22 protein-coding genes are annotated in these 25928 nt (G+C 61.5%); 12 read left to right on the top strand and 10 right to left on the bottom strand.

Going from position 1 to position 25928, the window contains the following annotated elements; genetic code table 11:
* Window positions 1–7: 7 nt before the first annotated feature.
* From JL2886_RS09150 to JL2886_RS09140, 3 genes are all read right to left on the bottom strand, one after another.
* Window positions 8–904 (bottom strand): ABC transporter permease, encoded by an 897-nt coding sequence (locus JL2886_RS09150; protein ID WP_065271731.1) that lies wholly within the window; start codon window positions 902–904, stop codon window positions 8–10.
* Between the two features lies 1 nt (window position 905).
* Window positions 906–1823, bottom strand: a complete 918-nt coding sequence (locus tag JL2886_RS09145) for an ABC transporter permease (RefSeq protein ID WP_065271730.1) — start codon at window positions 1821–1823, stop codon at window positions 906–908.
* A 95-nt stretch (window positions 1824–1918) separates the two neighbouring features.
* The gene (locus JL2886_RS09140; protein WP_065271729.1) at window positions 1919–3424 is read right to left on the bottom strand and encodes an ABC transporter substrate-binding protein; all 1506 of its coding nucleotides are present in this window, start codon (window positions 3422–3424) and stop codon (window positions 1919–1921) included.
* Window positions 3425–3543: 119 nt separating this feature from the next.
* Between JL2886_RS09140 and JL2886_RS09135 the strand changes: the two genes are divergently transcribed.
* Window positions 3544–4365 carry an IclR family transcriptional regulator gene (locus tag JL2886_RS09135; RefSeq protein ID WP_237028444.1) on the top strand — a complete coding sequence of 274 codons (822 nt, stop codon included), beginning with the start codon at window positions 3544–3546 and terminating at the stop codon, window positions 4363–4365.
* Between the two features lie 33 nt (window positions 4366–4398).
* Here the strand turns inward: JL2886_RS09135 and JL2886_RS09130 are convergent, their stop codons facing one another.
* Entirely contained in the window at window positions 4399–5208 is an 810-nt protein-coding gene (locus JL2886_RS09130; RefSeq protein WP_065271727.1) for an IclR family transcriptional regulator, read from the bottom strand.
* A 131-nt stretch (window positions 5209–5339) separates the two neighbouring features.
* Between JL2886_RS09130 and JL2886_RS09125 the strand changes: the two genes are divergently transcribed.
* From JL2886_RS09125 to JL2886_RS09080, 10 genes are all read left to right on the top strand, one after another.
* Window positions 5340–6836: a M81 family metallopeptidase gene (locus tag JL2886_RS09125; protein WP_065271726.1), complete on the top strand. Its 1497-nt coding sequence runs from the start codon at window positions 5340–5342 to the stop codon at window positions 6834–6836.
* 103 nt (window positions 6837–6939) lie between these two features.
* Window positions 6940–8544, top strand: coding sequence for an ABC transporter substrate-binding protein (locus JL2886_RS09120; protein ID WP_065271725.1), 1605 nt, complete (start codon window positions 6940–6942; stop codon window positions 8542–8544).
* Window positions 8545–8622: 78 nt separating this feature from the next.
* On the top strand, window positions 8623–9564 hold the full coding sequence (locus JL2886_RS09115) for an ABC transporter permease (RefSeq protein WP_065271724.1): 942 nt from the start codon (window positions 8623–8625) through the stop codon (window positions 9562–9564).
* A 1-nt stretch (window position 9565) separates the two neighbouring features.
* On the top strand, window positions 9566–10453 hold the full coding sequence (locus JL2886_RS09110; RefSeq protein WP_065271723.1) for an ABC transporter permease: 888 nt from the start codon (window positions 9566–9568) through the stop codon (window positions 10451–10453).
* A gap of 1 nt (window position 10454) precedes the next feature.
* On the top strand, window positions 10455–12140 hold the full coding sequence (locus JL2886_RS09105) for an ABC transporter ATP-binding protein (RefSeq protein ID WP_065271722.1): 1686 nt from the start codon (window positions 10455–10457) through the stop codon (window positions 12138–12140).
* The gene (locus JL2886_RS09100) at window positions 12137–13303 is read left to right on the top strand and encodes a M20 aminoacylase family protein (protein ID WP_065271721.1); all 1167 of its coding nucleotides are present in this window, start codon (window positions 12137–12139) and stop codon (window positions 13301–13303) included. The genes JL2886_RS09105 and JL2886_RS09100 overlap by 4 nt, the downstream gene beginning before the upstream one ends.
* A gap of 2 nt (window positions 13304–13305) precedes the next feature.
* Window positions 13306–14448 carry a M20/M25/M40 family metallo-hydrolase gene (locus JL2886_RS09095; protein WP_065271720.1) on the top strand — a complete coding sequence of 381 codons (1143 nt, stop codon included), beginning with the start codon at window positions 13306–13308 and terminating at the stop codon, window positions 14446–14448.
* Between the two features lie 255 nt (window positions 14449–14703).
* Window positions 14704–15675, top strand: coding sequence for a TRAP transporter substrate-binding protein DctP (dctP, locus tag JL2886_RS09090; protein ID WP_065271719.1), 972 nt, complete (start codon window positions 14704–14706; stop codon window positions 15673–15675).
* 63 nt (window positions 15676–15738) lie between these two features.
* On the top strand, window positions 15739–16239 hold the full coding sequence (locus JL2886_RS09085; protein ID WP_065271718.1) for a TRAP transporter small permease: 501 nt from the start codon (window positions 15739–15741) through the stop codon (window positions 16237–16239).
* Between the two features lie 11 nt (window positions 16240–16250).
* Complete coding sequence (locus tag JL2886_RS09080; protein WP_065271717.1) at window positions 16251–17567, top strand: TRAP transporter large permease; 1317 nt, start codon at window positions 16251–16253, stop codon at window positions 17565–17567.
* Window positions 17568–17684: 117 nt separating this feature from the next.
* On the opposite strand, the gene JL2886_RS09075 is transcribed toward JL2886_RS09080, so the two are convergent.
* The 6 genes from JL2886_RS09075 to phnD all read right to left on the bottom strand — a co-directional run bounded on the left by JL2886_RS09075 (window position 17685) and on the right by phnD (window position 24952).
* Window positions 17685–20123, bottom strand: a complete 2439-nt coding sequence (locus JL2886_RS09075) for an ATP-binding protein (RefSeq protein ID WP_065271716.1) — start codon at window positions 20121–20123, stop codon at window positions 17685–17687.
* A gap of 238 nt (window positions 20124–20361) precedes the next feature.
* Window positions 20362–21282 carry a sulfite exporter TauE/SafE family protein gene (locus JL2886_RS09070; protein WP_065271715.1) on the bottom strand — a complete coding sequence of 307 codons (921 nt, stop codon included), beginning with the start codon at window positions 21280–21282 and terminating at the stop codon, window positions 20362–20364.
* Between the two features lie 188 nt (window positions 21283–21470).
* Entirely contained in the window at window positions 21471–22280 is an 810-nt protein-coding gene (gene phnE, locus JL2886_RS09065; RefSeq protein WP_065271714.1) for a phosphonate ABC transporter, permease protein PhnE, read from the bottom strand.
* The gene (gene phnE / locus JL2886_RS09060; protein ID WP_065271713.1) at window positions 22280–23074 is read right to left on the bottom strand and encodes a phosphonate ABC transporter, permease protein PhnE; all 795 of its coding nucleotides are present in this window, start codon (window positions 23072–23074) and stop codon (window positions 22280–22282) included. Before phnE (JL2886_RS09060) ends, phnE (JL2886_RS09065) begins: the two co-directional genes overlap by 1 nt.
* Window positions 23071–23844, bottom strand: a complete 774-nt coding sequence (phnC, locus tag JL2886_RS09055; RefSeq protein WP_065271712.1) for a phosphonate ABC transporter ATP-binding protein — start codon at window positions 23842–23844, stop codon at window positions 23071–23073. Before phnC ends, phnE (JL2886_RS09060) begins: the two co-directional genes overlap by 4 nt.
* Before the next feature lie 124 nt (window positions 23845–23968).
* Window positions 23969–24952 carry a phosphate/phosphite/phosphonate ABC transporter substrate-binding protein gene (gene phnD / locus JL2886_RS09050; RefSeq protein WP_065273613.1) on the bottom strand — a complete coding sequence of 328 codons (984 nt, stop codon included), beginning with the start codon at window positions 24950–24952 and terminating at the stop codon, window positions 23969–23971.
* A 248-nt stretch (window positions 24953–25200) separates the two neighbouring features.
* Between phnD and JL2886_RS09045 the strand changes: the two genes are divergently transcribed.
* Entirely contained in the window at window positions 25201–25923 is a 723-nt protein-coding gene (locus tag JL2886_RS09045; protein WP_065273612.1) for a response regulator, read from the top strand.
* The last annotated feature ends 5 nt before the right edge of the window (window positions 25924–25928 follow it).

The raw sequence follows: 25928 nt of genomic DNA, 5'->3' as shown, positions 1-25928 counted from the left end.
GCCTCCCTCAGTTGCGGTTTTCAGGTGCGGTGACGTCGCGCAGACCATCACCCAGCAGGTTGATCGCCAGAACCAGCGCAAAGAGCACAAAGCCGGGGATCAGAACCAGCCAGGGTTCGAACAGCATCATCTGCTTGCCCTCGGAGACCATCAGGCCCCAGGAGGGCGTCGGCGGTTGCACGCCAAGACCCAGGAAGGACAGCGCCGCTTCGAGCAGGACGGCGTGGGCCATCTCTAGCGTCACGACAACGATCAGGTTGTTGACGATATTGGGCATGATTTCCGACATCACGATGCGGGTGTTGGAACAGCCGATGGCGCGGGCGGCGGCGACATATTCGCGGCCGCGCACCTGCAGGGTGGAGGAACGCATTACCACGGCGAAGCGATCCCAGAGCAGGAGGCCCAGAACGAGGATGACCACGGTGAGCGAGCCGCCGAAGATTGCGACCACGGCCAGTGCGACCAGCACCACGGGCATCGCCAGACGCACGTTGATGAGGAAGGTTACCACTGCATCGACGCGGCCACCGAAATAGCCTGCGGCCACGCCCATGGCGGTACCGATGAGGCCCGAGATCAGCGCCGCCACGACACCGATCATCAGTGATACGCGGGCGCCATAGATTAGGCGCGACAGGTAGTCCCGGCCAAGGTGGTCGGTGCCCAACGGATGTTCCCATGTGCCGCCAAGGAAGACCGGCGGTTCCATCCGTGCGAGCAGGCTTTGGGCATAGGGATCATGCGGCGCGATATAGGGGGCAAACAGCGCGACGATGACGAGCAGTGCGAGCACCACGCCGCCGATCAACAGGCCCTGATGGCCAAAGATACGCTTGCGCAGCAGCTGGCCTGGGGTCGGGCCGATAATGTCCTGAAGAAGAGGATCAGCAGTCTGGGTCATGTCATCCGGCCCTCATGCGGGGGTCCAGCCACGCGTTCAAAACGTCGGCAAGGAAGGTGAAAACGATATAGAACATCGAGAATACAAGGATCAGCGCCTGCACGGTCGGCAGGTCGTTGCGGCTGATGGATTCCCAGGCGAGGTAACCTGCGCCATGCAGCGCGAAGATGGATTCAACCACGATCGAGCCGCCCAGCATGAAGCCCATCTGCACGGCCGCCAGCGACACCACCGGGATGATCGCGTTGCGCAGCGCGTGTTTGAACATCACTAGCCCCTCTGGCGCGCCCTTGGCGCGGGCGGTGCGGATGTAGTCCGAGGACAGCACTTCGAGCATGCCTGCACGGGTCAGACGCATGATCGCGGGCATCGCGTAGTAGCCAAGCACGATGGTCGGCATCACGAAGTGCAGCGGCGTTGCCGTGCCCGAGGGCGGCAGCCAGCCAAGCTGGATCGAGAAAACCACGATGAGGATCAGACCGAACCAGAAGCTGGGCATCGCCTGACCGGCAACGGACAGGAACAGGGCCAAACGGTCGATCAGCGAGTTCGGCTTGATCGCGGCGGCCACGCCAAGCGGAACAGCGGTCAGCAGGGCAAAGGAAATGCCGCAGACACCCAGGGTCATGGTGATGGACAGGCGGTCCATGATCAGGCTCGCCACCGGCAGCTTGAAATAGTAGCTTTCGCCGAAATCGCCACGCAGGGCACTGACCAGCCAGTCCCAGTATTGAACCAGCATCGGGCGATCAAACCCGTAGATGCGGCGGATGGCTTCGACATCCTGATCGCTGGCATGTTCGCCCGCGATCGCCGTGGCGGGATCACCGGACAAAAACAGCAGGCTAAAGGAAATCAACGAGACCGTAAGGGCGACCAATATGGCCAGCCCGGCCCGCTTCAGTATGAAACGCAGCAAGGGGAACCTCATTTGCTGGGCAGGATAAGGGAGAACCACCCGGGCAGGGCGGGGAGCAGAGACGGCGGGGCCGGGGCCCCGCCGCAGGGATCAGCTTACTTCCATTCCATGTCGGTGAAGCGCAGAACTTCATCGGCAGTGGGGGTGTAGGCCACATCCTGGGAGAAGACGTAGTTGGTGTTGTAGGAGAACATCGGCACCCAATAGGCCTGATCCGCGATCTTTTTCAGTGCCTTGGAATAGTTTTCCTTGCGCACTTCGGGATCGGTGGCGCTGTCAGCGGTATCGAGCCAGCCGGCAACTTCTTCGTCGCGGGCATCGTCAAGCGAGCCGAGCTTGAAGAACTGGCTGGTGATCGCCGAGGTGTCGTTGATCGAGTAGGAGCCCCAGGTCTGGAAGGAGACCGGCGTGCCGCTCTTCATGCGCAGTTCGCGCAGGGCAGAGTACTGCAGCATCTTGAAATCGGTGTCGATGCCGACAGCGTTCAGGAAGCTGGAGATCGCTTCGGCGTAGTCGCGGTTGCGGTAGGCGTAGAACTCGGTCTTGAACCCATCGGGGTATCCCGCTTCGGCCAGCAGGGCCTTGGCTTTTTCGACGTCGTATTCATAGGAGACCACATCCTGATCGCAGCCGAACTGGCTGGGGAAGCAGGCGGTGGAAATCACTTGGCTCTTACCTTTGAGCAGCGCCGAAACCAATGCCTCGCGGTCGATGGCATGGGCCACCGCGCGGCGCACGCGTACGTCGGTGAAGGGGTTGTCTTCACCGGTGCGACCGGCGGCATCCAGCGTCAGATAACCGATGCGCATGGTGCTTTCGTTGGCAACGGTGAACTTGCCCATCTGCTCCAGCTTTTCCGCCAGATCAGACGGCACCTGCCAGATCAGATCCAGCGAGCCGTTGAACAGTTCCGCCATCTGCGTGTTCACATCGGGGATGGTGCGGATGTCGACGGTGCCGACTTCGGGCTGGCCTTTGGGGCTGTCGTGGTAGCCTTCGTATTTCTCCAGCACGAAATGCTTGCCCGGGTCGACCGAAACCACTTTGTAGGGACCGGTGCCGACGGGCTCCAGGCCCATGCCCGAGGGACCGACTTCGGCGTAATATTCATTCGGATACATCGAGACCGGACCGGAGAGGAATTCGATCGCGGCGGGGAAGGGGGCCTTCAGGTTAATGCGCACGGTGTACTGGTCGATCTTCTCGGCCGATTTCATCCAGTTGACGTTGCGCTGGGTCTTCACGCCGTTCTGTTCTTCGGCAACGAAGTTCACGGTGTAGACCACATCGTCCGCATCAAAGGGTTCGCCGTTGTGGAAGGTCACGCCTTCACGCAGTTTCAGCTCCAGCGTCAGATCGTCGATCCACTCCCACGAGGTTGCAAGGTTACCCTTGTATTCGTTGGTGATGGGATCGCGGTAGATCAGACCGTCCCAGACCGCGCGCTGCAGCACAACGCCTTCACGGGAGGAGTTGAAGTAGCTGTCGACGTTCTCCAGCTCTTTGGTGAAGGCCACATTCAGCACGTCTTCGGACTTGTCTGCATGCGCAGCTGCAGCGCTGAGCGCAAGAACGGTCGCGGGGATCAGAAAGCGTTTCATGTTTACTCCATGTTGACCTGAAGGGCTGCCATAGGGTGCAACAGTACTCAGGGTTTGACATTGGTATTATTATATGATACTAACTATCACAATAATGTCATAAGAGGGCAGGCTGTCCCATGTCGTCAAGTCGAAAAATGTCCGGTGACGCCGGTGGCGATAACAGTGCTACCCCCCGGAAGCAGGACACGCTTTATGTGTCTTCTCTGGCCAAGGGTCTGAAACTACTTAAAATATTCGGCCGCAACCATACTGAGTTGTCGCTGACCGAACTGGTCAAGCTCAGCGGAATGGACAAAAGCGCGGTGCAGAGGCTGGCCAATACCCTGGCGGTCGAAGGCTTTCTCAACCGGGATCCGGTGACCAAGAGATTCCGTCCGACCCATGCCTGGCTCGGGCTGGCCTATGCCTATTACTGGTCCGATCACCTGGTGGCGCTGGCGATGCCAAAGCTGATCGAACTGTCACAGCGGCTGGGCGAGACGGTGAACCTGGCTGAAATCTCCGGTACCAATATCGTCTATGTCACCCGGCTGCCCTGCCAGCGGACCAACTTCGAAGCGATGCTGGTCGGGCGCAGCCTGCCAGCGCTGTCCACTTCGCCCGGGCAGGCGATTCTGTCCACCTGGGCGCCTGAGGATGTTGCGGAAGCACTGGAAAACTGGCCGCTGCGGCAGATGACCGCTCGCACCACCATGGACCGCGAAGAACTGGGACGGCAGATCACCCGAACCGCAGAACGTGGGTTCAGTCTGACAGAGGATCAGATGATTCTGAACGAGATCGGGATTTCAGCACCGATCCGCGGCCCCAACGGCATTGCCCGCGCGTCGGTGCAATGTTCTGTCTCTGCCTTCCACTGGACGATTGAGCGGGTCGAGCGCGAGTTGGTGCCTTATCTGCTGGATGTCGCAAACTCGATTACACCACCACACAGGTAACAACCGCGCCCGGTTTGGCCGTGGTCAAAGCCCCTACAGGCTGGCCATGATATCGCGTGCGGCTTCCATCGCCACCGGCGCGGCCTGACGTTCGAATTCGTCCTGCGACCATTCAGAGAGCGAGCCTGCAACGTGGATGGCGCCGATGGGGCGCCCGTCGCGTGAAATGCCGACGCCGATGGCGACTTCGCCGCGCAGGTATTCATCGACGATCACCGCATAGCCATTGGTACGTGCAATCCGGACCTGCTCCAGAATTTCCTCGGGATCGGTGCGGGTTGCGGCGGTGTATTCTATCAATTCGGACCTGCCCAGAACCTCCCGGACCTCATCATCGGTCATCAGCGACAGCGCCGCGCGCCCACCCGCCGTGGCAAAGGCCGGAACGCTGTGGCCGACAAGAGTGGCGTAAAACGTCTCGCGTTTGCTTTGGATGCGGAAGGCGTAAATCATCCGGGTGTCGTCAAACAGGCTGAGGTCGATGCGTTCCCGCAGGGAGCGGCGCAGCTCCAGCAGGACCGGCGTTGCCTTTTGCACCAGCGGGTCGAGCCGCAGCACATCCAGCGTGTGATCCAGAAGGCGCAGGCCGGGCAGATAGCCGCGATCATCCGAACTGCGCCGGACATAGTCCAGTTTTGCCAGCGTGTGGACGATGCGTTGGGTGGCGGAGCGATCCAGCCCCGACAGCTTGGCGATTTCACTGAGGCTAAGCGCCTTGTTGACCCCGTGAAAGGCCGCAAGGACCTGCATGGCCCGCGCCGCAGAACGCACAAAAAGCGCATCGCCCTCTTCTGCTTCGAATTTCAGCTCTTTGCCCGGGGTTGTTCTGACATTGGGTCGCATGAGTCCGCCTGAGTGTTGACGAATCCAAAATTGGATGTCTACGATTGATTCATGATACAACTGTATCACTATATAATATATTTAGCAAGGTTGCCGTAGCGGCAACCTTGTTCTTTACGGAGTGATGACTGATGCGGGTCGCCCTGGCCGGATTTCTTCACGAGACGAACACCTTCGCGCCCAACCCCGCGGATCTACCGGCCTTTCAGCAGGGCGGCGGCTATATCCCGCTGACCGAAGGCGCGGCGCTGCTGGAGGCGGGCAAGGGTGTGAATCTGGGCATCAGCGGTGCCCTGACCGTCGCGGCAGAGCGCGGCTGGCAGGTGGAGCCGGTTCTATGGGCGGGGGCAATCCCGTCGGCGCATGTGACCGAAGAGGCCTTTGAAAGCATCGCCAAACGCATCGTAGAGGGCATCCGGGCGGCCGGACCGCTGGATGGTGTCTTCCTCGATCTGCACGGCGCCATGGTCACCACTCATCTGGATGATGGCGAGGGTGAGCTTGCCACTCGTGTGCGGGCGGTCGTTGGACCGGATGTGCCGATTGCCGCGGCGCTGGACCTGCATGGCAATATCTCGCGGCGGCTGGTGGAAATGGTCGATGTGCTGACCGGTTTTCGCACCTATCCGCATGTGGACATGGCCGAGACAGGCGCCCGCGCGGCGCGGCTGCTGGATGATATCCTGCGCAGCGGAACCCTCCCGGCCAAGGCCTATCGCAGCCTGCCCTATATGGTGCCGATCTCGTTCCAGAGCACGACGATGGAGCCTGCCGCATCCCTTTATCGTTCGGTTGCGCAAATGGACGATGCGGGCACAGCGGCCTCCCTGTTTATGGGTTTCCCGGCAGCGGATATTCCTGACTGTGGCCCCTGCGCAATCGCCTTTGCCCCGACACAAAAGGCGGCAGAAGCTGCGGTCGATCAGATCGCGGCGGCCTATGGGGAGGCCGAAAGCGCCTTTGACAGCCGGACCTACACGGCAGCCGAAGGCGTAGCCGAGGCGCAGCGGCTTCTGGCCACAGGCGTCAAGGCGCCCATCGTTCTGGCCGATACGCAGGACAACCCCGGTGCTGGCGGCGCTGCCACCACAACAGGCATGCTACGTGCGCTGGTCGAAGCGGAGGCACAGAAAGCGGCCCTTGGCCTGATCGTGGACCCGGAATCTGTTTCGCGCGCCTTTGCTGCGGGGGAGGGAGCCAGCGTGAGGCTGTCCCTTGGCGGGCATCCCGACTTCCCTGAGGACGTGCCGTTTGAAACCGAAGCGGTGGTGGAGCAGCTGGTCACGGACAAGCTGCAGGCGACCGGTCCTTATTATGGGGGCACCTGGCTCGATCTCAGCCCCGCGGCCTGCCTGCGGATCGGCGGCGTGCGGGTGGTGGTTACCAGCCAGATTGCCCAGCTCGCCGACCGTGAGATGTTCCGCTTTGTCGGCATCACGCCTGAGGACCAATCCATTCTCGTTCTCAAGAGCTCAACCCATTTCCGGGCGGATTTCGATCCGATCGCCGGGAAAACCTTGGTCTGTCTGGCGCCGGGGCCGATGGCCTTCAGCCCGGCAGACCTGCCGTTCACGCGGCTGCGGACAGGCCTGCGCCTGTCCCCCAACGGACCCGTCTTCGGGTCCTGAACTCATACGGCGCCCTGCGCCCTGGTTTCGGCGGGTGTTTCGCCGGAGCCCAAAACCAAAAACAACAGAACCGTTCCTCCTCACAACAACAGGGAAAACAAGAATGAAAACACTTCGTCCCCTTTCCGCCCTGCGCGGCAGCATGGCTGCAACGCTGATGGCGGGTGCCACCATGCTGACACCGCTTGCGGCCCAGGCCGAAGAAGAAAAGGTGATCACGGCAGTGATGCACTCGGGCCTCCGTGTTCTGGACCCGGTGATTACTACTGCGCATATCACCCGCAACCACGGCTATATGGTCTATGACGTCCTGACCGCCGTTGATGAAAACTTCCAGCCGCAGCCCCAGATGGCCGAATTTGCGGTCTCTGACGACGGGCTGACCTATACATTCACCCTGCGCGACGGGCTGAAGTTCCACGATGGCGCGCCGGTCACCGGTGAAGACGTGGTTGCCTCGCTGACCCGCTGGGGCAAGCGTGACAGTGGCGGTCAGATGATTTTTGACGTCACTGCAAGCCTTGAGGCGACCGACGACAAGACCGTCGTTTGGACCCTGTCCGAACCTTTCCCGCCGCTGATGAACGTGATCTCCAAACAGTCGGCGGTTCCGCCCTTCATCATGCCCAAGCGGGTGGCAGAGACCTCGGCGGATGAGACCATCACCGAATATGTCGGCTCCGGTCCCTTCGTGTTTGAAACCGATGAATACGAACCCGGCGTTTCGGTCACCTACAGCAAGTTTGATGGTTACGTGCCGCGCAGCGAAGAAGCGAGCTGGATGGCCGGTGGCAAGGTCGTGAACGTCGACAAGGTGGTCTGGACCACCATGCCGGACTCGCTGACCGCCATCAACGCGCTGGCTGCCGGTGAAATCGACTACCTTGAACAGGTTCAGGTCGACCTGCTGCCGATCCTGCAAACCGCACCGGATGTCACTGTCGAAACCCGCGACCCGCTGGGTTACGTGACCATTGGCCGCCCGAACTTCCTGCACGCGCCTTTTGACAATCCGAAGGTCCGTCAGGCCGCATTGGAAGCACTGAGCCAGGAAAACGTGCTGGCGACCATGATGGGCGATCCGTCCTACTACAAGGTCTGCGGTGCGATCTTTGGCTGTGACACGCCGCTGGGCGACGAGGCCGGTGCCGAAGCGATCACTTCCGGCGCGCATCCGGACAAGGCAAAGGCCCTGCTGGAAGAAGCCGGTTATGATGGCACGCCCATCGTTCTGATGGCGCCGACCGATGTGGTCAGCCTGTCGAACCAGCCGGTGGTTGCGGCGCAGGCCCTGCGCGAAGCGGGCTTCAACGTCGACATGCAGCCGATGGACTGGCAGACCGTTGTAAACCGTCGTGCCCAGCAGCTGCCCCCGGCAGAAGGTGGCTGGAACATCTTCTTCACCAACTGGATGGTGCCTGAAATCTCGGACCCGCTGATCAACGTGATGGTCAACGGCCGTGGCGACGATGCCTGGTTCGGCTGGCCTTCGGATGAGAAGATCGAAGCCCTGCGCTCCGACTTTGTCGCGGCGGCCTCCGATGCGGAACGCAAAGAGGTTGCGGTGAAGATCCAGGAACACGTGATGGACAACGTGAACTACATCCACCTTGGCGAATACACCATGCCGCAGGCACGCGAGAACGCGATCCAGAACATGATCCCGTCGCCGGTTCCGGTGTTCTGGAACGTGACCAAGGAAGACTAATCCCTCCCCCGACTTCCGGGGCGCGCGGAACTCTCCCGCGCCCCGGCTTTTCCACACTAATTCAAAAGGTAGCTGTCTATGCTCAGCTATATCCTGAAGCGCGTCCTGGCGACCGTTCCAGTCATGATCATCGTGGCCGTCTTCGTCTTTCTTTTGCTGCGGCTGACACCGGGCGATCCGGCAGCCATTCTTGCAGGCGACGCCGCCACTCCGGCGCAGCTTGAACGGATCCGCGACAATCTTGGCCTCAATGACCCGCTGCATGTGCAGTTCTTCACCTGGACCGGGCAGATGCTGCAGGGCGATCTCGGGACCTCCCTGATTTCCAACACCTCGGTGGCCGACATGATCGGGGACCGTCTGGGGCCGACCATCAATATCGCCCTGATGACCATCATCATCTCGGTCCTGCTGGCGGTGCCGATGGGGGTGATCGCCGCCTGGCGCCACCGGACCTGGGCCGATTTTGCGGTGATGTCCTTCTCTGTCCTCGGCTTTTCGGTGCCGGTCTTCGTGATCGGTTATGTGCTGATCCAGATCTTCGCGATTGAGCTGCGCTGGGTACCTGTACAGGGCTATGCCTCCCCGACCGACGGGCTGGGCGATTTCTTCATCCGCGCCATCCTGCCGTCGCTGACACTGGCAACGATCTATGTGGCGCTGATCGCGCGCATGACCCGCGCCTCCATGCTTGAGGTGCTGGGAGAGGATTACATCCGCACCGCCCGCGCCAAGGGCGTGCGCGAGAATACCGTGCTGTTCCGCCATGCGCTGCGCAATGCGGCGGTTCCGATCCTCACCATCATCGGTACCGGTTTTGCGCTGCTGATTTCCGGCGTGGTGGTCACCGAAAGCGTGTTCAACATCCCCGGGATCGGGCGTCTGACTGTCGATGCCATCCTCGCGCGTGACTACCCGGTGATCCAGGCGATGATCCTGCTGACGGCGGGCATCTACGTGCTGGTGAACCTTCTGGTGGACATCTCCTATTCCTTCTTTGACCCGAGGATCCGTTACTGACATGACCGATCATTCTTCCTCCAGTCAGAGCGCCTTTCAGCCGCTAATCCGCCTGTTGTCGCTGCCTGCGGGCGCTCGCCTTGGGCTGGGGCCGATGCTGGCCGCGCTGATGCTGACGCTCATCGTGCTGGCCGCGCTTTTGGCGCCGCTTTATGTGCCCTATGATCCGCTTTCGATGGATGCATTGGCGCGTCTGAAACCGCCGTCAGAGGCACATATACTGGGCACCGACCAATACGGCCGCGACATCTTCAGCCGGGTGATGACCGGCGGCCGCGTGTCTCTGCTGATCGGCGTGGGCGCTGCCGTGGTCAGCGTCGCCATCGGCCTTGCCATCGGTCTGGTCGCGGGCTTCTTCCGCGCTGCCGACGGGGTCATCATGCGGATCATGGACAGCTTGATGGCGATCCCGGCGATCCTGCTGGCGATTGCGCTGGTTGCCCTCAACGGGCCGAGCCTGCATTCCGTGATCCTCGCCATCACCATCCCCGAGGTGCCCCGCGTGGTGCGGCTGGTGCGCTCGGTCGTGCTGAGCGCGCGCGAGGAACCCTATGTGGAGGCGGCCATCGCGCTGGGCTCTTCGATGCCGAAGATCCTGATCCAGCACCTGATGCCGAACACATTGGCGCCGCTGATCGTGCAGGGCACTTATATCTGCGCCTCCGCGATCCTGATCGAAGCGATCCTCAGCTTCCTGGGCGCTGGCGTTTCCACCGAGATCCCGACCTGGGGCAATATCATGGCCGAGGGGCGGACCTTCTTCCAGATCAAGCCGGGTTTGATCTTCTGGCCCGGGGTGATGCTGTCGCTCTGCATTCTGTCGATCAACCTTCTGGGCGATACCGCGCGTGACCTTCTGGATCCGCGTCTGAAGAAACGGGAGGCATAAGATGCAGTTCAAATCCAAGGACTTCTCGCAGGCGGAACAGGTTCTGACCATTCGCGGCCTGACTGTCGGCCTCAGCGGGACCAGCATGACCGATCCGGTCCTGCGCGGCATCGATATCGATATCCGCGCCGGTGAAACCCTGTGCCTGGTGGGCGAAAGCGGCTCGGGCAAATCGGTGACCTCACTGGCGACCATGGGGTTGTTGCCCAAGGGCGCGCTTGAGATCACCGGCGGGCGCATCGACCTCAAGGAGGTGGAGATCACCGCCGCCAGCGCGTCGCAGATGCGCGAGCTGCGCGCCAAACGCGTGGCGATGATCTTTCAGGAGCCGATGACGGCGCTGAACCCGGTGCTGCGGGTCGGTGAACAGATTGAAGAGGTGCTGAGTATGCACACCGATCTGTCGGCAGCTGAGGCCAAGGCACGCACGCTTGACATCATGGAGCAGGTGCACTTGCCGGATGTGCAGCGCATCTATTCCGCCTTTCCGCATCAGCTTTCGGGCGGGCAGCGCCAGCGGATCATGATCGCCATGGCACTGGTGCTGGACCCGGATCTCTTGATCGCGGATGAGCCGACAACGGCTCTGGATGTCACCACCCAGCAGCAGATCCTGAAGCTGATCGCCGAGATGCAGGAGCGCCACGGCACCGCTGTTCTGTTCATCACCCACGACATGGGCGTTGTGGCCGAGATCGCTGATACCGTCTGCGTCATGCAGCAGGGCCAGATCGTGGAACGCGCGCCGATTGCCGAGCTGCTGACCGCGCCGCAGGAGGACTATACCCGCAAACTGTTGCAGGCGGTTCCGAACCTGGCGCCCCGCGCCCCGCGTGCGCCCACGGGCGCCGAGCCGGTGCTGAAAGTCGGCGGGCTGGAAAAGGTCTATGGCGGCGGCGGTGTTTTCCGCAAGAATGACGAAGTGCATGCCGCGCAGGATGTGAATTTCGACATTGCGCCGGGACAAACCCTTGGCATCGTTGGTGAAAGTGGCTCTGGAAAATCCACCGTTGCGCGCTGCATCATGCGGCTGATTGATCCCACGGACGGCTCTGTCGCGGTTGCGGGCACCGAAGTCGCGCGCCTAAGCCGCCGCCAGTTGCAGCCCCATCGCAAGCACTTCCAGATCGTGTTTCAGGATCCCTATCGCTCGCTGAACCCGCGCTGGACCGTGGCGCGCTCGCTGTGCGAGGGGCCGATCAACTTTGGCACCTCGAAAGACGAAGCCATGGACCATGCCGGTGATCTGATGGAGTTGGTGGACCTGCCGCGCAACGCGCTTGACCGCTATCCTCATCAGTTCTCTGGTGGGCAGCGTCAGCGGATTGCCATCGCCCGCGCCGTGGCCATGCGACCGAACCTTCTTGTGGCGGATGAGGCCGTTTCCGCATTGGACGTCAGCGTACAGGCGCAGGTGCTGGAGCTTTTGGACGACGTGCAGGCGCGTTTTGGTATAGGCATGTTGTTTATCACCCACGATTTGCGCGTAGCTGCCCAGATCTGCGACGATGTCATCGTCATGCAGCGCGGTCGCGTGGTGGAACAGGGCCGCGCCGCCGATGTGCTGGCGAACCCGGCCCATGAATATACCCAGAGCCTGATCGAGGCCGCTCCCGGCCGCCATTGGGACTTTGCCAACTTTCGCGCCCTTCCCGGCGCGTCACAGATAGCAGGAGACTATGCATGAGCGTTCTTCCCAAAATTGAGGATTTCGCCGCCGAGCTGACCGCGATCCGTCAGGATCTGCACGCCCATCCCGAGCTGGGATTTGAAGAAACCCGCACCTCTGGTATCGTGGCAGAGCAGCTGCGCGCCTATGGCGTTGACGAGGTGCACGAAGGTCTGGGCGGCACCGGCGTTGTCGCGATCATCAAGGGGCAGGGAGGCGGCAACCGTCGCATCGGCCTGCGCGCCGATATGGATGCGCTGCCCATCGTCGAGGCATCCGGCGTTTCCTTTGCCTCGACCAACCCGGGCAAGATGCATGCCTGTGGCCACGATGGCCATACCACCATGCTGCTGGGGGCTGCGCGCTACCTGGCTGAAACCCGCGATTTCGACGGTACCGCCGTTCTGATCTTCCAGCCCGCCGAAGAAGGTCTTGGCGGCGCCCGCCGGATGATCGAGGAAGGCCTGTTCGAACAATTCCCGGTCGATGAGATCTACGGCATGCACAACAGTCCCAATGGCGAGCCGGGGCGTGTGGAGATCACCCCCGGCCCGGCGATGGCCGGGGCCAGTTTCTTTGACATCACCGTCTCCGGCACCGGCAGCCATGCCGCCATGCCACACCAGTCGAAGGACCCGATCGTGATTGCCACCGCGCTGGTGCAGCAGCTGCAAAGCGTCGTCAGCCGCAACACGCCGCCCACCAAACCGCTGGTTCTGTCGGTGACCAAGTTCAATTCCGGCTCTGCCTATAACGTGGTTCCGGACAGCGCCAGCATCGCCGGCACCATCCGCTATTTCCACGCCGATGTGATCGAAATGGCCGAGGCCCGCATGAAGGAACTCTGCGCCGGTATGGCCGCGGCCTATGGAGTCGAGATCGAGGTGTCCCTGCGCAATGTCTTTGACGTGCTGCAGAACGACCCGGAGCTGTCACAGGCCTATATCGAAGCAGCGGCAGACATCGTCGGCCCCGATATGGCGGTGATCACCGAAGATCAGGCGACCGGATCGGAAGACTTCGCCGATATGCTGCAGGTGGTGCCGGGCGCCTACTGCCGCGTTGGTCACGCGGGCACCGTGCCGCTGCACAACCCCGCCTTTGTGCTGGATGATGCGATCCTGCCTGTCGGCGCTTCGGTCTATGCGCGGATCATCGAAACCCGTCTGAAAAGGAACTGAGCATGACGAAAGATCCCGTGGATCTGCCCTTTGACGCGGATGAGATGCTCGAAGGGCTGCGGCTGTGGGTGGAAACAGAAAGCCCCACCTTTGACGCCGCGGCTGTGAACCGCATGATGGATGTGGCGCAGCACGATCTGGCGGCGCTGGGCGCACGGGTCGAGCGTATTCCGGGCCGTATGGGGCTGGGCGATAGTGTGCGCGCGACCATGCCGCATCCCCGCGCGGGCGAAGGTGGCATTCTGGTGCTGGGTCACCTTGATACCGTGCACCCGGTCGGTACGCTGGAAAAGCTGCCGTTCCGGCGCGAGGGCAACCTTTGCTATGGTCCCGGGATCATGGACATGAAGGGCGGCAACTACGTCTACCTTGAGGCTATGCGCCGGATCCTGGCAGCCGGGATCGAAACACCGCTGCCAGTGACTTTTCTGTTCACCCCGGACGAGGAAATCGGCACCCCAATGGCCCGCCGCCTGATCGAGATGGAAGCCGCGCGCCACCAGTATATCCTGGTGCCGGAACCCGCCCGGCCCGATGGTGGCGCGGTGATCGGCCGCTACGCGATTGCGCGTTTCAACCTGCAGACCAGAGGGCGGCCAAGCCACGCAGGCTGGGCTTTGTCCGAGGGACGATCGGCCATTGCCGAGATGGCCCGCAACGTGGCGGTGATCGAAGGCATGACCAACGAGGACTGCACCTTCTCTGTCGGGGTGATCAACGCCGGGAAATGGGTCAACTGCGTGTCCTCTGTCTGCGATGCCGAGGTATTGACCATGGCCAAAACGCAGGAACTGCTGGATGAGGGCGTCGCAGAGATGATGGCGCTGAACTCGACCGAGGGCGATGTCATCATGGAGGTGCGTCGCGGCGTCACCCGCCCGGTCTGGGAGCCGGATCAGCCCGGCACCATGGCGATGCTGCAAGTGGCGCGCGCCATCGCGGGTGACATCGGGTTCGAGCTGCCCGCAGGCTCTGCCGGGGGCGGATCGGACGGCAATTTCACCGGCTTCATGGGGCTTCCGACCCTCGACTCCATTGGGGTACGCGGCAAAGGTTTGCATACCCTGAACGAGCATATCGAGATCGACAGCCTCGTCGAACGTGCCCGACTGGCCGCAGGGCTGTACTGCCGTCTGGGCGCCTGATCCGGTCGCGCTGGCTGCCGAATATTCCGGTTGCAAGATGTGATCCCCCGGCCTTGGAAAGAGTCGGGGGATTTTTAGTAAGACCCTGCAATACATGTATAAAAAATACTTGATTTTGCACATAAATTACTTGAGGCTTGAAATTTCAAGCATAAAGTAAACGCCAGATGGTCCGCCATCGCCAGGCCGCCTAAACAACAACCGGACGTTCAAAAAAGTCCACCGGCGCGCCTGATTTCAGTCAGGGAGACACACATGACTTTCCGTTCATCTGCCGCCACCATTGCGCTTGTCGCGGCCACCGCTCTGGGAACATCTGCCGCGCAGGCAGAGGAGGTGTCGCTGCGGGCTGTCACCGCATTTGCTACCGGCACCACCTTCTCGCGCGATTTCGAAGCTTTCGTCGAATGGGTGAACGAGAACGGCAAGGGCGTGGTCCAGATCGAGCTTCTGGGTGGTCCCGAAGCCGTGCCGCCGTTCGAACTGGGCAACGCGGTGCAGGCTGGCATCGTCGATATTGCCAACAACACCACCGCCTACTACCCGAACCTCGTGCCCACCGGCGATGCCCTGCATCTGGCCCAGAACACCATTCAGGAGCAGCGTGAAAACGGCTGTTATGAACTGGTCGACAGCATCCACCAGGACCAGATGAACGTGAAATATCTCGCCCGCGTCGGCGATCACATGAACTATCACCTCTATCTGACCAAACCGCTGGAAGGCCCCGACCTGACCGGGCTGACGCTGCGCACCACGCCGGTTTACCGCGCCATGTTCGAGAAACTGGGCGCCACGCTGGTCCGCACCGCCCCGGGCGAGGTCTATTCCGCACTGGAGCGCGGTGCGATCGACGGATACGGCTGGCCCAGCCAGGGGGTTCTGGATCTCGGCTGGCACGAACAGACGGCTTATCGCGTCGATCCGGGGTTCTATCAGGTCGATGTCAACTTCCTCGTCAATCTCGACGCTTGGAACGGTCTGGATGACGAACAGCGCGCGCTGCTGGAAAAGGGCGCGGCCTGGATCGAAGAGCAGAACGCCATGAACGTCGAACGCAACGCGGCCGAGGCAAAGGCACAGGCAGATGCCGGTATCAAGACGCTGACCTTTGAAGGCGAGGCCGCCGCGACCTGGAACACCACCGCTCAGGAAGAGGGCTGGGGCGAGGTCATGAAGATCGACGCTGATCTTGGCGCAAAGCTGCAGGCCTGCCTGCTGAAGTAACACGAGAGGGGCGGCTCTGGTCGGGGCTGCCCCTCTTCAGAGCCGCCCCAAACCGGAGCCGCAATGACACTGTTAGACAAACCCTTTTCGGCGTTGCTGCGCGCCTTGGCCGTGCTGAGCGCGGGCCTGATCGCGGCAATCACGCTGGTGATCCCGCTCAACGTTGTTCTGCGCAATCTTGGCCTGCCGGTGATCTACGGCGCGCTTGATGCGATTGAATACGCCTTGATGGTGGCAACCTTTCTGGCGGCGCCCTGGGTGCTGCACATCAATGCCCATGTGCAGGTCGATCTGATCACTCGCGCCCTGCCGCCTGCCGCGCGGCGCGGCGCATTGGTGATGACCTGCCTGATCGGCGCGGCGACCTGCGCGGTGATGGGCTGGTACGCGTTCGAGGCGCTTATGCAATCGCAGGGCCGCGGCTCCATGGTGCGCACGGCCTTCACCTTCCCCGAATGGTGGACCTTCATCCCGCTGCCCGCGTCGATGCTGCTCTGTACCCTTGAATTCCTGCGCAAGATTGCGCGCCCGGTGCAGGATGATGCGCCGCTGACTGGCCTCTGAAAGACCTGCTGATGGATTGGATTGTTACGCTTTCTTGGATGCTGGGCGGTCTGGCCGCACTGCTCCTTCTGGGGTTGCCGGTGGCCTTTGCCTTTATCACCGTGACCATGATCGGAGCCTTTGAAATCCTCGGCGGAGATCGGGGCCTTTTGCAGCTGGCGCGCAATGCCACGCAATCGGTTGCGAATTTTCAGATGGCGCCGATTCCCCTGTTCATCCTGATGGGGGAGCTCCTATTCCAGACCGGCATCGCCCATCGCGCCATCGACGCGATCGAGCGGGTGGTGACCCGGGTGCCCGGGCGCCTGTCGGTGGTGACGGTGTTTGGTGGTACGATCTTTGCGGCGCTGTCCGGATCGACGATCGCCAATACGGCCATGCTCGGCTCGACCATGATGCCCGGCATGCTGAAACGCGGTTATCACCCGACCATGGCCATGGGGCCGATCATGGCATCGGGCGCCATCGCCATGCTGATCCCACCCTCGGCCCTTGCGGTTCTGGTGGGCAGCCTTGCGGGTATCTCCATTTCTGGTCTCCTCGTCGCAGGCGTTATCCCGGCCTTGCTGCTGGCGGGCTCTTTCGTGGCTTATATCATCCTTCGCAGCCTGATGGACCCGCGGGTCGCGCCGCCGGATGACCTGCCGACGATGTCCCTATCCGAACGGTGGCGGCCGTTCCTGATCTACGTGGCACCGCTCAGCGCCTTGTTCGCGGTGGTGATCGGCAGCTTGCTTCTTGGGATTGCGACCCCGACCGAATCCGCTGCCTTGGGGTGCCTTGCAGCGCTGGGCGCAGGGGCCGCCTACCGGGCGTTGACGTTCGAGAAGATCGGCAAGGCCCTGATCGAGACGGTAAAGCTGTCGGTGATGATCCTGTTCATCATGGCCGCCAGTCAGACCTTTTCGCAGATCCTGTCCTTCAGCGGCGCCACCAACGGATTGATCAAGGCGATCAACGCGGTGGATCCGACCCCGGTTGGCGTGCTGATCGGCATGATCGTGATCCTGTTGCTGCTTGGCTGTTTTATCGATCAGGTCTCGATGCTGATGGTGACGGTGCCGGTCTTCGTGCCACTGGCGGCGCAACTGGGGATCAATGATCTGGTGCTTGGGGTTGTCTACCTGCTGACGATGGAGATCGGCCTGCTGACGCCGCCATTCGGCCTGTTGCTGTTCGTGATGCGCGGGGTCGCCCCTGACGGGATCGGCATGAAGCAGATCTATGCAGCCGTGACGCCGTTTCTGGTGATCAAGCTCGCGATCCTTGCGCTGCTTGTTTGGCAGCCTGCAGTGGGTACATGGCTGCCGGGGCTGATGATGGATTAAGGCCCTGATTTGGCGCATTTTTTGAAAAGTGAAGGGGGCCAGCGTTCTGCTGGCTCTCATGCTATTAAGGGGCCGGTTTGGCATCAAAGACAGAACCAGATGGTCCCATCAATATCGCTAGACCTTGCTGGGGCTTGCGGCCCGGGCTGCGAGGTTGGTCAAACAGTCTGACAGGTCCTGAAACCGGATCGGCTTGGTCAGAACATCATCGAAACCGGCGGCCTTGAGCTCTTCGATCTGATGCGGCATCGCGTTGGCCGTGAAGGCGACGGAAGGCGGCATCTCTCCGCCCGTGTCCGCGACGTGTCGGTGGATCTTGGCAAGCGCCTCAAGACCGCTGAGCCGCGGCATTGATATATCGAACAGCAGACAATCGACCTCCTGCGCCTGCCAGGTATCGAGTGCCTCTTGCCCGTCCGAACACATGATCGGGTCATGGTCCAATTTGGACAGCATCTTTTTCAGGATCAGACGGTTGGTGGCGTTGTCCTCGGCAACGAGGATGCGCATCGGAGCGGCAGGGTGGGAGGTGGTCGCGATGACAGCCGTTGGCGTCTCTTTTGCCTCAGTGGGGGCAGTACCGCGTTGCAGCGGCAGGATGACACGCGCTTCGGTCCCGCGTCCCTGCTGCGACTCTATCTGAAAATCGCCGCCCATCATCTCGGTCAGCTCGGTGACGATTGCCAGCCCCAGACCGGTGCCGCCAAATGTTCGGGTGATCGAGTTGTCGGCCTGTTCGAACTTGTTGCGCACCCGGCGCAGTTGTTCTGGCGTCATGCCAATCCCGGTGTCGCAAACGCAAAGGTGCAGATTGCCTTCCGTGGACACCTTGCCTGTCAGGGTGACGTGGCCCTGATCCGTGAATTTCAGTGCGTTGCCGCAAAGATTATGGATCACCTGCCCGATCCGGCGCGCATCGCCGACCCAGGTGCCTTCCAGCTCAGGAGCCAGCTCCAGCCGCAGGTTCAACCCCTTTTGCTGGGCGACAGACTGATGAATGCGCGCCACATCTCGCAACACCTGCGCCGGGCTGAACGGGGCCGTGTCAAAGGTTTCCTTGCCCGCCTCGATACGGGCCAGATCCAGAATATCGTTCAGAATGCTCAGCAGCCCCTCGGCAGAGCCCTGAACTGCCTCGACCATTTCGCGCTGGGCCGGATCGAGTTCGGTCTGCGTCAGGACCTGCACCAGCCCGAGGATGCCATTCATCGGCGTGCGAATTTCATGGCTCATATTGGCTAAAAACGCCGACTTGGCCGCATTCGCCGCCTCTGCCTGCGCCCGTGCCTGATGGAGTTCAGTGACATCCACCCGTAGTCCGACACAGCCGCCATCGGGGGTGCGCTGTTCGAAGACCCGGAAAACGCGCCCGTCCTCCAGAGTTACCAGACTGGAGCCTGACGGGTTGCGGAAGGCCGCAAGGCGTTTCGCTAGGAACTCTTCCTCGCGTCCGCCTTCCGTACCGGCGTAATAGCCCTCATAGGCCGCCTTGCGCAGTATCACTTCGAACAATTGACCCGGTTTGACCAGGGGGGCTGTTTCAGCCGAGAACATGTTGACATAGCGGCTGTTTGCCAGCACCAGCCGTTCATCAGCATCGAAATAAACAAAACCATCGGTCAGCGCCTCGATGGCGGCCTGCAATCTGGCATGTGCGTCTCGGGCTGCGGTTTCGGCGGCAGAGCGTTCGGTCGTATCCTGCACGTAGCAGACGATCATCGGGCTGGTGTTAAACACCCGTTGCAGTGTGATCTCTGCCGGATAGGTCGACCCGTCCGCCCGCAGCATATCTGTGCTGATCCTGCGGTAGGTGTTTTGGCCTTGCATCAGGTTTCGCACCGTCATGCCAAAACGTTCCGGATCCAGTCTCGGATCAAGGTCCAGCGGCGTCAACTCGGTCAGCCGGTTCATCGAATAGCCGATGTTATCCCTTGCAGCCTTGTTGGCCAGGACGAATTTCCACGTGCCGGGATCGAGCACGTAGATCTCCTCGAGGCTCTCCTCCATGATGTCCGACCAAAACGCGATCCGGGCGCTCTGGGAGGCGGCCTCTGCAAGCCTCTGTTTGTCGCGATGTGCAAGCAGCAGCGCACTCACTGCAGCGCTGATCTTTTCCAGACCGGCCAGAACCTCCGGCGAAAAGCTGCTAGGTTCCCGCCCCATAACGCAGACGGTGCCGATCGGCCGCCCCGGTTCAGGCTCAAGAAGGGCCCCGGCATAGGACCGGATATACGGCGGGCCCAATACAAGCGGATTATCGGTGAAGCGTTCATCCCTGTGGGTGTCGGGCACAAGCAGAGTGGTCTTGTCGCAAATCGCATGCCCGCAGAAGGAAACCTGACGCGCGGTGCTCCGCATCTCTCCCATGCCGGTGCTCGCAAGAAAAACCTGCTCGCGTTCCCCTACGATCGAGACAAGAGCAATGTCAGTGCCAGCCAGTTGCGCGGCCAGATCGCACAGGCCCTGGATTTCCGGAGTGGGATTCCGGAAGTCGATGCGCAGGTCTGCAATAAACTGCAACCGTAGATCATCGTCGAGAAACTGAGGTTCAATCATTGCTATCCATATCCGACCCGGAAGGCCATCAACCCCTTGTGGGTATATTCGATAGTTCCTTTAGGAAGTTTCAATAGACGATCTTACGTCAGTCCCCAGCCGTGGCAAAATTTGCGCTCAGGGGACGGCCAAACAGCAGGTATGGTCAATTTTTCTTCGCTGAAGCGATGCGGAAGAACGAGGGCGCCGAAGGCTCTGGTTGCGAGAGAGCGAGGCGTTCAGGCGGCTGAGGCCAGCCTCACCCGATTACGTGGGTCAGCGAGAACAGCTCGGTCGGTTGCAAGGCCAGATCAAGCCCCAGTTTCAGGCAGACGGTCAGCACCAGTAACGCCAGCAGGATGCGCAGCTGTTCGGCCTTCAGGAGCAACCCGATACGGGTGCCGATCTGGGCGCCGATCACTCCGCCGACGATCAGCAGCACCGCCAGAACGGTATCGACCGTGTGGTTGGTATAGGCGTGCATCATCACCGTGTAGGCAGAGACGAATATGATCTGGAACAGGGAGGTGCCGACCACGACCTTCGTCGGCATGCCCAGGATATAGATCATCGCCGGAACCACGACAAAACCGCCGCCCACCCCCATGATTGCCGACAGCACCCCGACGACAAAGCCGACGATCAGCGGCGGAAAGACCGAGATATAAAGTCCGGAGGTGCGGAACCGCACCCGCAGCGGCATGGCATGCACCCAGTCACGCCTGGTACCTTTGCGCTTTGGTGTTCCCGATTGTGCCCGTGCCTTGCGGATGGCGTTCAGGCTTTCGATGAACATCAGGGACCCAACAAGCCCCAGGAAGAACACGTAGAACAGGTTGACCAGCAGATCGACCTGCCCCAGCTGCCGCAGGGCATCGAAGATGTAGATACCAAGGGTTGACCCCGCCAGACCCCCGGCCATCAAGGCAAGCCCCATGTGAAAATCCACCGTTCGGCGGCGGATATGGGCAAGAAGGGCGGAAAAGGAGGAGGCAACGATCTGATTTGCGGATGTCGCAACCGCCACGGCTGGCGGAATCCCGATAAAGAACAGAAGCGGTGTGATCAGAAAGCCGCCGCCCACCCCGAATATCCCTGAGAGAATGCCGACAACCAGCCCAATGGACAACAGCAGGGGACCGTTGACCGACACTTCGGCGATGGGCAGGTAAAGTTGCATGGCAGGGTTTTAAACTCAGGCAGGGGACCCTCTTACGCCTAAGGCCAAGCTATCTGCGGCGCAAGACAAGGGCTTGCAAATGTGAAAAACCGTGGCGCTCCGGTCCCGGCTTGTCGATGGAACGGGGGGGAGAGCTTGAAGAATGGCGGCCCACGTCGCGCGGGCCGCCACAAGTCACAGGATCCGAGTTACAGGACCTTTTTGCGAAGGAAGGAGGAGACCACCTCTCCCACCACCACCAGCGCGAGGATGGTCAGCAGGACCATGGCGACCTCGGGCCAGTTGAAGGTGTCGATCGCGCCTTGCAGGATCATCCCGATGCCGCCCGCGCCAACAAGGCCCAGCACGGTGGATTCGCGCAGGTTGATGTCCCAGCGTAGGATCGCTACGGCGAAAAAGGCGGGCATCACCTGCGGCACGATGGCGTAAAGCACGATCTTGAACCGCGAGGCTCCGCAGGCCTCCAGCGCCTCCACCGGTTTGCGGTCGATCTCCTCGATCGCTTCGCCCAGCAGTTTGCCGAGGAACCCGATGGAGCGGAACATGATCGCCACGATCCCCGCCACGATGCCGGGGCCGAAGATGGCCACGAACAGGAGCGCCCAGATGATGGTGTTCACCGACCGCGAGGAGACGAGGATGAACCGCCCGACCCACAGGGCGAACTTGTTCGGCGTGGTGTTCTGCGCGGCGATATAGGCAACGGGCAGCGAGACCACGACGGCGATCATCGTCGCCAGGGTGGCGATATTCACTGTCTGCCAGATTGCTTCAAGGATTGAGGGCAGGTTGCTCGGGTCCGGCGGCATCATCCGCCCGAACAGATCCGCCATCTGCGACGGCGCGTCCCAGACCCAGGCCCAGATCACGTCGATGCTGCTGAGTGCCCAGCCAACGATCAGCAGGGTCAGGGCCAGCCCGCCATAACGCATCAGGCGCTGGCGCAGGGTAAAGCGGGACCAATGGTCGAGCGTTTGGTTCAAAGACTGATTGGTCATTATGCGATCCGCTTCCTGATAAATCCGCTCACCGCCTCGGAGATCAGGATCACCCCGACGATGACCATGGTGATGGCGAGGGCAAAGTCGTAGTCATAGCGCCCGAATGCATTGGCCAGCGTGGCGCCGATGCCACCCGCGCCGACGATACCGACCACGGCAGAGGCACGCAGGTTGCTGTCCAGCTGGTAGATGCCAAGACCCACCAGTCGCGGCATGATCTGCGGCATCACCGCATAGGCCAGCGTTGCGATGAACCCGGCCCCGGCAGAGCGCATGGCCTCGACCTGGCCAAAGTCGATTTCCTCGATCCGTTCGGCCAGCAGTTTCGCCACAAAACCGATGGAATAGACCACCAGCGTCAGAGCCCCGGCAAAGGGACCAAAGCCCACTGCCTTTACGAAGATGATTGCAACGATCACCGGGTGAAAGCTGCGCGCGACGATGATGATGCCGCGGCCCAGCAGATAGACGGGTTTCACCGCGATATTGCCCGCCGCCATGAAGGCCAGCGGCACCGAAACCGCGATGCCGCCGACGGTGGCCAGAATGGCGATCTTCAGGCTTTCCATGAAACCATCGAACAGCAGACCGGCGCGGTCAAAGCTGGGCGGAAATGCCCCGCTGAAGATGCGCTGGGCGCGGCTCATCCCGTCCGCCACACGGTCCCAATCGATGGGCAGGGTGGCCAGGGTCACGACGAAATAGATCGCCACAGCCGCATACAGCCCGTAGCGCATCACCGGGTTGGCGATGAAGGGTGGCTTTTTCCAGGTGTCCTTGACCGTGCTCATGCCGCCGCCCCGACCTCGGCGCGGTCCTCTGCCGGAACGCCTGCATAGATTTCGTCCATCTCGTCCTTGCCCAGCTGATCGGGCAGGTCGTCAAAGATAATCCGGCCATAGCGCATGCCGACGATGCGGTCGCTGTATTCCTTGGCCTCGGTCACATTGTGGATGTTGATGATCACCGGCAAGTTCAGCTCATTCGCAAGATCCCGCAGCAGCGACATGATCTGTTCCGATGTCTTGGGGTCCAGCGAGGCGGTGGGTTCGTCCGCTAGGAGGATTTCAGGGCGCTGCATCAGGGCGCGTACCACGCCGACACGCTGCCTTTCACCGCCGGACAGCTCATCCGCGCGTTTGTCCGCGTAATGGGCGATGCCCACCCGCTCCATCAGCTCATAGGCGTGGCGGATGTCTTCGCGCGGATAGCGCCGGGTCAGCGCCGCCCAGGTCGAGATATAGCCAAGGCGCCCGGACTGGACGTTTTCCATTACCGTCAGGCGATCGATCAGGTTGAAACCCTGAAACACCATGCCGATACGGCGCCGCGCCGCGCGCAGATCGCGGCGGCCAAGGGTGGTGAACTCGGTGCCGTTCAGATTGATCGACCCCGAAGTCGGCTCGACCAGACGGTTGATACAGCGCAGCAGAGTGCTTTTGCCCGCGCCGGAGGATCCGATGACCGAGGTCAGCTGATCGCCCTCTACGGTCAGGTCCAGCTCCTTCAGCACCGGATCGCCCGATCCGTAGCGTTTGGTGAGTTTGGTGATTTCTAGCATGACGGCCTCTCGGACATAGCGCGGCCATGCCCCTGCCGCGTTGCCCGTAGGGGGCAAGCCGCGGGGGGCCGCAGGAGTGTCCGGCCGACGCCTGTGGTCGGCCGGATCTTCGGGTCTGGTGGGTTTAGTTCCCGGCGAGGCCCTGCGGCGTGTATTCCACACCGTTGGAGGCCTGGATCTGACGGATCACCGCCCATTGATCCTTGTAGGTGATCGGGATGAATTTGCTGACGCCTTCGAATTCGTCACCCAGTTTGGTGCCTTCGAAATCGAAGGTGAAGAAGGCTTCCTTGATCTTCGCGGTCAGTTCGGGGTCGAGGTTGTGCGCCACGTTGAACGAGGTCGTCGGGAAGGGATCGCTTTCCCAGATCTTGCGCACGTCGTCGGTGTCATAGAGACCACGCTCGGCCATGCGGTCCACCACTTCGGAGGCCACCGGTGCGGCGTCATAATCGCCTGCGACCACGCCCAGCATCGATTGATCGTGCGAGCCGGAATAGACCACTTCATAGTCCTTGTCGGGCTCGACGCCCAGACCCGGGAACAGCGCGCGCGGTGCCTGGTTGCCGGAGTTCGAGGTCGGCGAGGTATGCGCCACGCGGCGGCCTGCCAGATCCTTCACTTCCTTGATGTCGCTGTCGGCCTGGGTAAAGACCTGCAGCTTGTAACCGAACTGACCATCCGCAGCGCCCATGATGGCGAAAGGCACGGCGCCGGCCAGGTTCACCGCAAAGGGTGTCGGTCCGGTCGAGAAGCCCGCAACGTGCAGACGGCCCGAACGCATCGCTTCGACCTCGGCCGAGTTCGACTGCACTGCAAAGAACTGCACGTCCTTGCCGGTGGTCTCTTCCAGATGTGCGATAAAGGGTTCCCAGATGTCAGCATAAACTGCGGGGTCTTCGACCGGCGTATAGGCAAAGACCAGGGTGTCGGGGTTGCTCAGTTTGGCCGGATCGGTGGGGGTATCAGCCACCAGATCGCCGTTGGCATCGCAGTACAGCGTGTCGAGCGCGCCGCGCTCGGCGCAGTCTTCGGCTGCGGTTGCGGTGATTGCGCTCAGCGTCAGAGCGCCCAGTGCCGTGGCGGCGCCGGTCCAGAATTTTACCATGTTGTCCTCCCTTGGAACGCCGGTGCCGGGAGCCACTCCCGCCATCGCGGCGCTGGTGGGGCGAAGATAAAGACGCGCATCCGGCGCATGCTAGGCGCGTATTGTTAATCAAACAGCGAGAAGCCAGCTTTCATGTTAACAATGTTTCAAACTGCATCACAGCTCTGCTGATCGGCTGGCGTATCCTGGCGGGGCTTGGCAGTATGCCGCCCGCGAAGACCGCAGGAGGTGCGGTGAGGGAGGATGTGATGCAGGACGGCAGGACAGAGCCGCTCATCGCCATTGTTGACGATGATCCGGATGTGCGCGAAACGCTGTCGGCGCTGATGCGCGAAAGCGGGTTCGATGCGGTCTGCTGCGCCGATATTCCCGCCTTTCACGCGCTGGGCGACCCGCCGCCAGTGGATCTGGCCCTGATAGATCTGCGGCTGCGCGGCGAATCCGGGCTGACGCTGGCGATCCATATCCGCGAGCGTTACGAGATCCCCATCGTGATGCTGACTGGTGTCGGGGATGAGATCGACAAGATCATCGGGCTGGAGACCGGCGCGGATGATTACATGATCAAACCCTTCAACCCGCGCGAGTTGGTGGCCCGTATCCGCGCCGTGTTGCGCCGTTATGGACATGGTCCTGCCAAACCCAGCGCCGCGCCGGGACAGCAAATCGCCTTTGGCACCCTGCGGCTGGATGTGCAATCCCGTCGTCTGCTGGACGCGGAAGGCGAGGAGATCCCGCTGACCAATGCCGAGTACCGGCTGCTTGATTATTTCGCCCGCAACCCCGACCGGGTGATCCCGCGTCCGGAACTGCTGGAGGAGCTCGGCTCGGACATGCAGCGCTACGTGGACAGGACCATCGACGTGCTGATCCTGCGTCTGCGGCGCAAGATCGAGGCGGTGCCGTCAAAACCGGTGCATCTGCAGACCCGCCGCGCGCAGGGCTATATCTTTCACCTGTCGCCGGGCTGACGTCG

The organism is Phaeobacter gallaeciensis (assembly GCF_001678945.1).
GTDB lineage: Bacteria > Pseudomonadota > Alphaproteobacteria > Rhodobacterales > Rhodobacteraceae > Phycobacter > Phycobacter gallaeciensis_A.
This window is presented reverse-complemented; position numbering and strand designations above follow the sequence as displayed.